Source organism: Aeromonas lusitana, assembly GCF_002812985.1.
Classification (GTDB): domain Bacteria; phylum Pseudomonadota; class Gammaproteobacteria; order Enterobacterales; family Aeromonadaceae; genus Aeromonas; species Aeromonas lusitana.
In genome coordinates this window covers 1-10,796 of the sequence record NZ_PGCP01000045.1, presented here as the reverse complement: position 1 = coordinate 10,796, position 10,796 = coordinate 1, and the positions used below count along the sequence as shown (strand labels likewise).

Sequence of the window (10,796 nt, the reverse complement as noted above, 5' to 3'; positions counted from 1 at the left end):
CGCCAGCTGCCGGACAAGGCCATCGACGTGCTCGACACCGCCTGTGCCCGGGTGGCCATCAACCTCACCACGCCGCCGCGCGCCGTCAGCCATCTGCAAAACGAGCTGCGCCAGCGGGAGCTGGAGATCCGTCAGCTGGAGCGCCAGCGTTTGATAGGCCTGGGTGACAACGAGGAGCGCCTCGCCGAGTTGCAGGCCGCCCAGTCTGCCAGCCGGGAGGCCCTGGCAGAGCAGGAGGCCAGCTGGCAGCAACAGCAGGGGCTGGTGCAGCAGATCGTAGCCCTGCGCGCCGCCCTGTTGGCGGACGAGCAGGATGAATTGTTAAGGAAAGAGGCATTAGATCTGGCGGATGCTCCCCTGGACCCCCAAGCCGCCGCCGAGCAGCTGGCGGCGCTCGAAGGTGAACTCGCCGACCTGCAGCAAGAATCCGTGCTGGTTTCCGCCCACGTGGACAAGACGCAAGTCGCGGCCGTGATCGCCGAGTGGACCGGGGTGCCGCTCAATCGCATCTCCCAGGGGGAGCTCGACGTGGTCACCCGGCTGCCGGAGTACCTGGGGGATCTCATCAAGGGGCAGGATGTGGCGGTGGCCCATCTGCACAAGCACCTGCTGACCGCCCGCGCCGACCTGCGCCGCCCGGGTCGCCCCCTCGGTGCCTTCCTGTTGGTGGGGCCGAGCGGGGTCGGCAAGACAGAGACCGTGCTGCAGATCGCCGAGCTGATGTTCGGCGGTCGCCAGTACCTCACCACCATCAATATGTCCGAGTATCAGGAAAAACACACGGTCTCGCGCCTCATCGGCTCGCCCCCGGGTTACGTGGGCTTTGGTGAGGGTGGCGTGCTGACCGAAGCCATCCGCCAGAAGCCCTATTCAGTGGTGCTGCTGGATGAGGTGGAGAAGGCCCACCCGGATGTGCTCAACCTCTTCTACCAGGCGTTCGACAAGGGCGAGCTGGCGGACGGGGAGGGGCGCATCATCGACTGCAAGAACGTGGTCTTCTTCCTCACCTCCAACCTGGGCTTCCAGACCATAGTCGATCACGCCGAGCAGCCGGACGTGCTGCTGGATGCGCTCTACCCCGAGCTCGCCGCCTTCTTCAAGCCGGCACTGCTGGCGCGCATGGAGGTGATCCCCTATCTGCCGCTCGGTCACGAGACGCTAGTGCAGATCGTGGGCGGCAAGCTCAACCGTCTGGTCAAGCTGCTCAAGGAGCGCTTCGGCGCCGAGGTAGAGCTGGAGGCCGAGGTGGCTGAAGAGATACTACGCCGCGCCAATCGCAGCGAGAACGGGGCCCGCATGCTGGAGTCCGTCATCGACGGCGCCCTGCTGCCGCCGGTTTCCCTGCAACTGTTGCAACGCCTGGCCGCCGGTGAACCCATCAACCGGGTGCGCTTCTATGTGGCGGATCAGCAGTTCGTGGCCGAGGTGGGGGCTTGAGTATGGAGCAAGCCCTCGCCTTTGCCCTCGAGCTGACCGAGCAGCGCGACGAGCCGCACCTGTGCCAATGGTGGTCACAGGTGCTGCACGCCAGCTTCCAGCCGAAGGGCATGCTGCTCGGCATGCTGGAGGTGAGCGGTCGCCAGCTGGCATGCAGCGGCTGGGTCAAGGGGCAGGCGGTGAGCCTCTCCCTGGCGGTGGATGACTTCTCCCACCCCCTTGCCTATGTGCTGCACAAGGCCCAGTCCCGCACCTGGGACTCCCTGCACGGGGGGGCGCGCATCGAGCACAAGGAGTTTCGCGCCCTGCTCTCCAACCTCGGCCAGCAGTGCGGCCTGCACGCCTTCCCCTTGCTGGATGGCAACGGCAAGCCGTTCGCCGTGCTGGCCATGATGGACAGCGCAGAGCAGTTGCAGGAGTGGACTGATGGCCCCGAGCTGGCCCAGCTCTCCCAGGTGTTTTGCAACCAGCTCACCCTCATTCGGGAACTGGGGCGCAGCCGCCGGGATCAAAGCGTGCTGAGAGACTCCCTGCGCCAGATAAAAGGGGAGGGGCAGGTCAAAAAACAGCACGAGAAGCTGCTGGCAGATAAATTGATAGGGCAATCTGCGGCTATCTGCGGGCTGAGAGAGCAGGTCCACCAGGCGGCGCAGCACAAGCTGACCGTGCTCATCCAAGGGGAGACCGGCAGCGGCAAGGAGGTGGTCGCCCGTCTGGTGCATCAATGCTCGGATCGCGCGGGCAAGCCGTTCGTGGCCATCAACTGCGCCGCCATCCCGGAGAATCTCATCGAGAGCGAGCTGTTTGGCTACCAAAAAGGCGCCTTCTCCGGGGCGCTTAGCAACAAGGCCGGGCTGGTGGCTCAGGCCAACGGCGGCACCCTGTTCCTGGACGAGGTGGGCGACATGCCCGCCACCATGCAGGCCAAGCTGCTGCGGGTGCTGGAGACCCGCAGCTACCGGCCCCTCGGGGCCGAGCAGGAGAGTCACTCCGATTTTCGCCTCATCGCCGCCACCCATCAGCCCCTCACCCGTCAGGTGGAGGATGGCCAGTTCCGCGCCGATCTCTATCACCGCCTCTGCCAATGCCTGCTGCTCATAGCCCCGCTGCGCGAACACATGGACGATGTGCCCATGCTATGCCAGCACTTCATGGCCCAGTTTGCCGAGCAGGATGGCAAGGCCCTCGGCGGCCTGCACCGCAAATTCCAGAAGCAGCTGCAGAGCTACGACTTCCCCGGCAACGTGCGCGAATTGCGCAACCTGCTGGAGGTGGCCTGCGCCCACACCCCTCATGGGGAAGAGGTGGTGCTGGAGGCCTTGCCGCCGGAGCTGCGTGAGCGGGTCTGTGTGGAGCTGCCCGGAATGCTGGACGATTACAACCACATCCGCGACTTGCGCCGGGCCATGCAGCTGTACGAAGCCTCCGTCATCGAGGCGCGGCTGCGCTACTTCCAGGGCAACCGCATGCTGGTGGCCGAGAGCCTGAACATTCCCAAGCGCACCCTGGATCACAAGTGCCAGAAGCTGGAGGTGAACTGATGAGTGTCCTCACCCTGTTGCCCCTCTTGCTGGCAAGCACAGCCGCTCCCCAATTGGATATGGCCAGCTGGCAGCAGTGCCGGCGTGAAGCCTCCCCTCTGGTGCGCCTCGCCTGTTATGACGCCCTCGGCAGCGCGGGCGAGCCCGCCGAGGTGAGCGGGGTGGCTAAATCTCCCGTCTGGCAGGCCATCTGGGATCAGGAGCAGAGTCGCACCCCGGACAGCCCTCCCTTCCTGCTGCAAAGCGATCCGAGCCGTGGCAGCGAGATCCTGACCCGCCCGGCCCTGCGGGGAGCGACGCTTTCCATCGGCTGTGTCGACAGCATCACCCACATCCGGCTGCGGCTGGACAGCCCCTGGGCCGGGGAGAAGGTGCAGGTCGAGCTGGATGGTCAGCCAAGTAGCGGTGCCCAGAGCTGGTTTATTCGGGATCAGGGGCTCTTGCTGGAATATGGCCGTGGCCTGCCCGCCATCGAGGAGCTCAAGCGCTGGTTGGGTCATCGCGAGTTGCAGGTGCGGGCCGACAATGGCGCCTTGCTGCGGGTCGACTTGAGCGGCCTGAAAACCGCCCTGGCGCCCCTGCGTCAGCAGTGCCGCTGGTAGGGGGGAAGATGAGCTATCAACACCCCTGGTGTGGCCGCCTGCTCGCCAGCCTGCCAGATGAACAGATAAAGGGCGCCGTCCTGGCGGACGAGCCGCGCTGGGACTATGTGGAGACCGAGCTGGTCAAGCTCGGCTCCCTGGCGCACGCCCAGGTGGATCTCAATGCGGTGGCGGAGGCCTGCCTTGGCCTCTTGGAGACGCGCACCAAGGACATGCGGGTACTGGCCCAGTTGCTGCGCTGCCTGCAGCACCCCGCCAAGGCGACCCCCATGGGGGCGGCGCTCAGCCTGCTGGAGTCCTGGATCCGCGCCTACTGGCTGCTGGCCTGGCCCGGCAATGCCAGCCAGAAACAGCGGCTGATGGTGCAGATCGTCAAGCGCTTCGAAGGGGCGCTGCCACGGGTCTGCGAAAGCGCCTCGGCGGCCGAGTTGGCCCAGTTGCTGACGCAGGCCGAACAACTTGGCGCTTGTTGGCTGGTGCAGTGCCCGGACAAGGGGGAACTGCTCGATCCGTTGCTGATGGGGCTGAGACGGGCTCAGCGCCAGCAGGCCGCTCAGGCCGAGGCGGATGGGGCTCCGGCAACGGGCAGTGGGAATACGGCTGTCCATGCCAGCCAGGGCGCAGCCATGGTGCTGAGCGGTGCCAGCAAGGCGCCGGGCATCGAGATTGACAGCTCCAACGACCGCGCTTGGCGCCAGACCCAGCTTAAGGTGGCGGAGTTGCTCATCGAACGCCAGCCGGAGGCGGCCATGGGCTATCGCCTGCGCCGTCACGCCATCTGGGCCGGGATCACGGCCCCGCCCATGGCAGCCCGGGACAACAAAACCCAGCTGGCCCCCATGTCGGCGGACATGGTGGACGAATATCGCGTCGCCATGGGATCGGCGGATCTTGCGCTCTGGCAGCGCATCGAGCAGAGCCTGACCCTGGCCCCCTACTGGTTCGAGGGGCATCGCCTCTCGGCCCAGGTGGCGGACAAGCTGGGATTTGGCGTCGTTGCCCAGGCCATCAGGGAGGAGCTGGGCGGCTTCTTGCAGCGCCTGCCGGCCTTGCGGGAGCTTGCTTTTAGCGACGGCAGCCCCTTCCTGCCCCCCGAATGCAGCCGCTGGTTGCAGCCGGCGAATAGTGGTACGGCGGAGGCGGGCGGGAGCCTGGGTGAGGAGGTGGCCCAGCGCCATGGGGAGCAGGGCATGGCCGCGGCGCTCTCCCTGCTCGATGAGCGCATGCAGCAGTTGCAGGAGCCTCGTGCCCGCTTTCACGCCCAACTGGTGCAGGCGGAGCTGCTGGCGCAAGAGGGCATGGGGGCGCTGGCGCGTCAGCACTATCAGCATCTGTGGCAAGAGGCGAGTCGCCTGGGATTGGCGCAATGGGAACCCGGATTGGTCAGTCGCCTGGAACAGCAGGCCGCTGGGTAAATGACATGCATGGCGAAATGAGTCGCTGAGTCGGAGTTGGATCACATTTTATGTTCAAGACCATTTTTACCTTTCTGCGGCAACAGCTGCCGAAATTGAAACCCTCCTGGCCTCTGCTCGGCGCAGTGCTCTGGGTTGTCGCCTTGATCCTGGCGTGGTGGCTCGGCCCCCGCCTCGAGATCCGCGATGCGAAGCCACTCGAGCCCCTGTGGGGACGGGTGGTGTTCACCCTGCTCTGGCTCTGGTTGCTGCTGGGAGTACTCTCCTGGCGGATGTGGCGCAAGATGCAGCAGCTCAAGGCCGAGCGTCAGCAGGAGACTGTGCTGGAGCAAGATCCGGTGCAGGGTCTGCTGGATCGACAGGGGCTGTTCCTGGGACGCTGGTTGCAGGCCCTCGATGAGCACCTCGGCAAGGGGGCCCGTTACGCCATGCCCTGGTACCTGGTGCTGGGGCTGCCCGGCAGCGGCAAGAGCAGCCTCATTCACAGGGCAAACCCGGCCAACAAGCTCAACCCGAGACTCGATACCGAACTGAGGGACGTTGCCCAGGATCAGCTGATCGACTGCTGGCTGGGGGAGCAGGCCGTGATGCTGGATCCCGCCGGCGAGCTCTTGTCCCAATCCGAACCCGAGCTGGATCCGCTGGCGCGCAAGCACGAGCGGCTCTGGCTGCATCTGCTGAACTGGCTGTGCGAGCATCGTCGTCGCCAGCCCCTCAACGGCCTGGTGCTGACGGTGGACTTGGCCTGGCTTTCCCACGCCAGCGTGGCCGAGCGCAAGGCCTATGCCCAGCTGATGCGCTCGCGCCTGCAGGAGGTGTCGGCCACCATGAATACCCGGCTGCCCCTCTATGTCACCTTCACCAAGCTGGATCTGCTGCGTGGGTTCGATGTGGTGTATGAGCAGCTGGACAAGGAGGCCCGCGAGGCCGTGCTGGGGGTGACCTTCAACCCGAGCGGTAATCACGACTGGCAGCAGGAGCTGGCTCAGTTCTGGGATCAGTGGGTGGACAACCTCAACCAGAACCTGCCCGAGCTGATGTTGGCCCGGCTGGATGCCGGTCAGCGCAGCGCGCTCTTCTCCTTCGTGCGCCAGCTGGCGGGGCTCAAGGACTATGTGACCAGCCTGCTGGATGAAACCCTGGCAATAGAAGAGAGCAAGCCGCTACTGGTGCGCGGTGTCTACATCAGCTCCGTCTATCAGCAAGGGGTGCCGTTCGATGCGTTCGCCCAGGCGGCTTCCCGCCGCTACAACCTGCCGGAGCCCATCCACTCGGCCCTGCGCGGGGAGTCCAACACCTATTTCGTGCGAAAACTCTTCTCCGGCATCATCTTCCCCGAGGCCCATCTGGCCGGGGAGAACCGGTTGCATACCCTCTATCGTCGTCGTCGCATGGCCATCGGTATTGGGTGCCTATCCTTCTTCTCGGCGGCCCTCATCGGTGGCTGGCACTACTACTACCGGGTTAACGAGGAGGCCGGTCGTAACGTGCTGACCAAGGCCCAGGCCTTCACCAGTACCCGCGAACTGACCGACGATCACGCCTTCGGGGTGAGCCAGCTGCCGCGCCTGAACCTCATTCGCGAGGCGACCCTCTCCTTTGGCAACTATCGGGAGCGCACCCCGCTGGTGGCCGACCTTGGCCTCTATCAGGGGGACGAGATCGGTCCCTATGTTGAAGGATCCTATCTGCAACTGCTGAGCCTGCGCTTCCTGCCCGCCCAGATGCAGGGGCTGATGGATGATCTCGAACTGGCACCAGCCGGTAGCGAGGAGAAGCTTTCCATCCTGCGGGTGATGCGGATGCTGGATGACGCCTCCGGTCGCAACAAGGAGCTGGTGGAGCAGTACATGGCAAGCCGCTGGCAACGGGCCTTCCCGGGCCAGGGGCCGGTGCAGGAACAGCTGATGGGGCATCTGGACTACGCCCTGGATCACACCGACTGGTATGGCGCCAGAGTGGCCAAGGATCAGGCCGCCATCACCGCTTTCGTTCCCTTCAAGGAGCCGGTGTACGGTGCCCAGCGCGAGCTTGGCAAGCTGCCCATGTACCAGAGGGTCTACCAAAACCTGGTGGTAAAGGCGGGGGATCAGTTGCCGCCGGATCTCAACGTGCGCGACGAGGTGGGGCCCACCTTCGATACCGTCTTCGCCCTGCGCAACGATCAGGCGGGGCAGGTGCCGCGCCTGCTGACCTGGCCAGGTTTCAGCGATTTCTTCCTCAAACAGGACAAGGCACTGATCGATCTCACTGCCATGGACGCCTGGGTGCTGGGTCAGCGCAAGCTGAGTCAGCTGAGCGAGGCGGATCGCAAGGAGATCACCCGCCAGGTCAACGAGCGTTACGTCACCGATTACGTCAACCAGTGGCAGAACCTGCTGACCAATCTGGACGTGCAGAATCTGGAGAGTCCGGAGCAGGCGCTGGACGTGCTGACCGCCATCACCGGCAACGATCAGCCGTTCCAGCGCGTCCTGGCGGCGCTGGATGACAACACCCGCATCCGCAAACTGTCCGATGTGGAAGGGGATCCGGCCCAGGCCATCACGGCCCGTATCGGTCGCCCCTTCATGGCCACCAACGCCGCCTTGGCGGGTCGCGGTGAGCAGGGCCCCCTCATCCAGGAGGTGAATCAGAAGCTGGTGGAGCTGCAGCACTATCTGGAGCTCATCGTCAACGCCACCGAGCCGGGCCAGTCTGCCTTGAAAGCGGTGCAGCTGCGCCTGACCAACAAGTACGCCGACCCCGTGTTTGCGCTGCAGCAGTACGCCCGCGGCCTGCCTGCACCGCTGGATCGCTGGGTGGGTCAACTCTCCGAGCAGAGCTCGCGGCTGGTGGTGGATCTCGCCATGTCCTCTCTTAACCAGGAGTGGCAGGACAAGGTGCTGGCCCCCTTCAACAGCCAGCTGGCAGGGCGCTATCCGTTCGAGCCGGGTTCCTCCAAGGATGTGCCCCTGTCCGAGATGGAGCGCTTCTTCGCACCTAACGGGACCCTGGACAGCTTCTATCAGGTCAACCTCAAGCCCATGGTGGAGAGCGGCCTGATGGAAGGGGAACTCGGCTCTCCGGTGCAGGCGGAGCTGGTAAAGCAGCTCGACCGCGCCGCCCGTATCCGCCAGATCTTCTTCAGCCAGCAGGGTAACCTGGAGGTGCAATTTGCCCTCGAGCCCATCGAGCTCACCGCCAACAAGCGGCGCAGCGTGCTGAATCTGGACGGTCAGTTGCTGGAATACGCCCACGGCCGGCGCACCAAGATCCCATTGGTGTGGCCCAACACCATGCGTGACGGGGCCGAGAGCAAGATAACCCTGGTGCCTGCCGCCCGCGAGCGCTCCCCGCGCAGCGAAGGCTTCGTCGGGCCCTGGGCCATGTTCCGCCTGATGGACAAGGGGGAGCTGACCCAGGTCAACGAGGCGACCTTCGATGTGCGCTTCCCGGTGGATCAGGGCTCCATGACCTATCGCGTCTACACCGACAGCGCGCAGAACCCCTTCACCGGCGGCCTGTTCAGTCAGTTCAAGTTGCCCGAATCCCTCTATTGATGATCCGGTGGGGCCTCAGGCCCCACTGCGTTGGACGCTCATATGACACATAACCAGCAAGGCCAGCAGGCACTGAAAGTGGGGCGCGACCCCAGGATGCTGCCGGAATACGAGGCGCTGCGCGCCGAGATCAACAAGCTCAGCCACGCCTCGCGCCCCGAGGTGGACTGGCTTCGGATCCATCAGCTCGCGAGTCAGATCTTCGAGAAACACGGGGTGGATCTGCAGACCGCCATCTACTTCACCCTGGCGCGCTCGCGCTTGCAGGGACTGAGCGGTTTCACCGAGGGGTGCGAGTTTCTGGCCAACCTCATCGTGACCCAGTGGGACAGTTTCTGGCCGCCGGTGCAGCAGGAGCGGGCCCGCATCGAGATGCTGGACTGGTTCATCGCCCGCATCAGCGACGTCATTCGCCAGTACCAGATAAGCCATGAGGACAAGCGCCTGGTCTATCGCTGCGAACGGGCGTTGCAGCTCATCAGCGAGAAGCTGCACAACGCGGGCCTCAGCCGCATTCCCAGGGTCGAGAACCTGGTGCACTTCATCGAGGGCTACACCCACCTGTTCGATGAGGCCGAGATCGTCATCGTCTCCGACGAGCCTGGGCTCAAGGATGAGCTGCAGATCCCCCCCATGGTGTTCTTCAAGGCCGACATGGAGCACGACACCGTCTCCTCCCCAGGGACAGCGACCCCCCATCTGCCCCAGGGCAGCATATTGGTGGGACGGGAGAAGGGGCAGGTCAAGCCGACCGTGCTCAAGATAGAGCAGCACCGCAAACAGCGCCCGGCCTGGTTCTGGTTTGGCTGCGGCCTGCTCAGCTGCGCTCTGCCGGTGATGGCCTGGGTTGGCTGGCAGCATCAGCAGGAGGCGAAGGTATTGGCCGCCCAGCGCCTGCAACAGCCAGCCAGCGAGCTGCCGCGGGTGCTCAGCTATGACGACATCCGCCAGGCGCGCATCGTGCTGGGTGAGCAGGCCCTGCAGGGGATGGAGAGCGAGCTGGTGGCCCGCTATCAGTCCCAGCTCGCCCGCCTCGAGCAGGCCTCCCCCCTCGATGGCTATCGCTATGGGGAGGGACTGCGCAGCTCGCTCTTGATGCTCTACCCCGACTCCCTGGCGGTGAAGGCGCTGGACAAGCAGTGGCAGAACGCCCTTGCCGGTCAGCAGGGGGATCCCATCAGCGTGCCGACCTATCTGGATGCCCGCGCCGGGGTGGATGCCCTGCTGGATCAGCTGCTGGAGCTGGAGCGCCAGCGCAAGACGGTGACCATCTCCTACCTCAAGTCCCAGCTCTACGAGGTGCAAAAGAACCTGATGCAGAACATCCCGTTCAGCCTGCGCCTCAATGAACTGGAGGCGCGCAAGGCGGCCCAGGAACCTATCACGGCGGCGGATCTCAAGGGGCTGGAAAATGACCTCAAGGCGCTCAATGTCCGCCTCTATCAGCTGCAGCAGGGCAATTAAGGCGTTTAATCTTCCGACCTGCGCAATAAGTTGCGCAAATGGTAGCTAGATCAGCTGCCTGCGGCAGGATTCTTATGGTGTTTATGCTGCTGCGGGCAAGTTGTTGCAGCTTGATCTGCCAAGGCTCGAAAGTCGGATCATAATGCCATGATTTAAAAGATTTTTATTAAATCATGGCGTTGGCATGGAGGCTGCTGAGTAGCCTCTCCAGCTGTTCCTCGGCCGAGGCTCACCTAAGTGGGTCTGGGTCATGGCAGGGGATGCGCCAAGGCCCCCCTTCGCCCACACGGAGAATTCAGATGTGCCCCACGATTGCATTGCTCGGTGACATAGGCACCGACCATGACGGCTTCCACCCCTCCCCGGTGATCGCCGCCAGCCCCAATGTGTTCCTCGACGGCAAGCCGGTGGCTCGCCAAGGGGATCCCCTGGCTCCCCATGTCAAACCGAGCAATCCCCCCCATCCGCGCAGCATCTCGGGGGGCGTCGGTTCTGTGTTGGTAAACGGCAAACCCATCGCCGTCACCGGTACCGCCATCGGCTGCGGTGGCGTGGTGATAGGTTCGGGTAGCGGGCAGGCAGGATAAGGAGCCACTGATGGCAGACAGCACAGGATTACAATTCACCGTCAAGGTGGGGGCCTTGCCCGAGAGCACCTTCGTGGTGGCCGAATTTGCGCTGGAAGAGGCGCTGAACGGCCCCTTCCAGCTGAGGCTGGAACTCGCCAGCCCCCAGCCGGACGTCGACTTTGGCGCCGTGCTGGACCAGCCCTGCGAGCTACTCATCTGGTACAAC

General features: G+C 64.4%; 8 protein-coding genes. All 8 read left to right on the top strand.

The features are described 5' to 3' along the window. Positions 1 to 1,437: AAA family ATPase (locus tag CUC44_RS20125; protein ID WP_157812810.1), on the top strand; the 1,437-nt coding region annotated here is incomplete at its 5' end. A gap of 2 nt (positions 1,438 to 1,439) precedes the next feature. Continuing rightward, entirely contained in the window at positions 1,440 to 2,978 is a 1,539-nt protein-coding gene (locus CUC44_RS20120) for a sigma-54 interaction domain-containing protein (RefSeq protein ID WP_100861638.1), read from the top strand. After that, on the top strand, positions 2,978 to 3,580 hold the full coding sequence (gene vasI, locus CUC44_RS20115) for a type VI secretion system-associated protein VasI (protein ID WP_100861637.1): 603 nt from the start codon (positions 2,978 to 2,980) through the stop codon (positions 3,578 to 3,580). The genes CUC44_RS20120 and vasI overlap by 1 nt, the downstream gene beginning before the upstream one ends. Before the next feature lie 8 nt (positions 3,581 to 3,588). Continuing rightward, positions 3,589 to 4,995, top strand: a complete 1,407-nt coding sequence (gene tssA / locus CUC44_RS20110) for a type VI secretion system protein TssA (RefSeq protein WP_100861636.1) — start codon at positions 3,589 to 3,591, stop codon at positions 4,993 to 4,995. Between the two features lie 50 nt (positions 4,996 to 5,045). Beyond that, entirely contained in the window at positions 5,046 to 8,537 is a 3,492-nt protein-coding gene (gene tssM, locus CUC44_RS20105; RefSeq protein WP_100861635.1) for a type VI secretion system membrane subunit TssM, read from the top strand. Positions 8,538 to 8,579: 42 nt separating this feature from the next. Further along, entirely contained in the window at positions 8,580 to 10,001 is a 1,422-nt protein-coding gene (locus CUC44_RS20100; RefSeq protein ID WP_100861634.1) for a VasL domain-containing protein, read from the top strand. 299 nt (positions 10,002 to 10,300) lie between these two features. Next, positions 10,301 to 10,588 (top strand): type VI secretion system PAAR protein, encoded by a 288-nt coding sequence (locus CUC44_RS20095; protein ID WP_042642424.1) that lies wholly within the window; start codon positions 10,301 to 10,303, stop codon positions 10,586 to 10,588. A 10-nt stretch (positions 10,589 to 10,598) separates the two neighbouring features. Then, positions 10,599 to 10,796 (top strand): hypothetical protein (locus tag CUC44_RS20090; protein ID WP_157812809.1); only part of this gene is annotated, 198 nt, incomplete at its 3' end.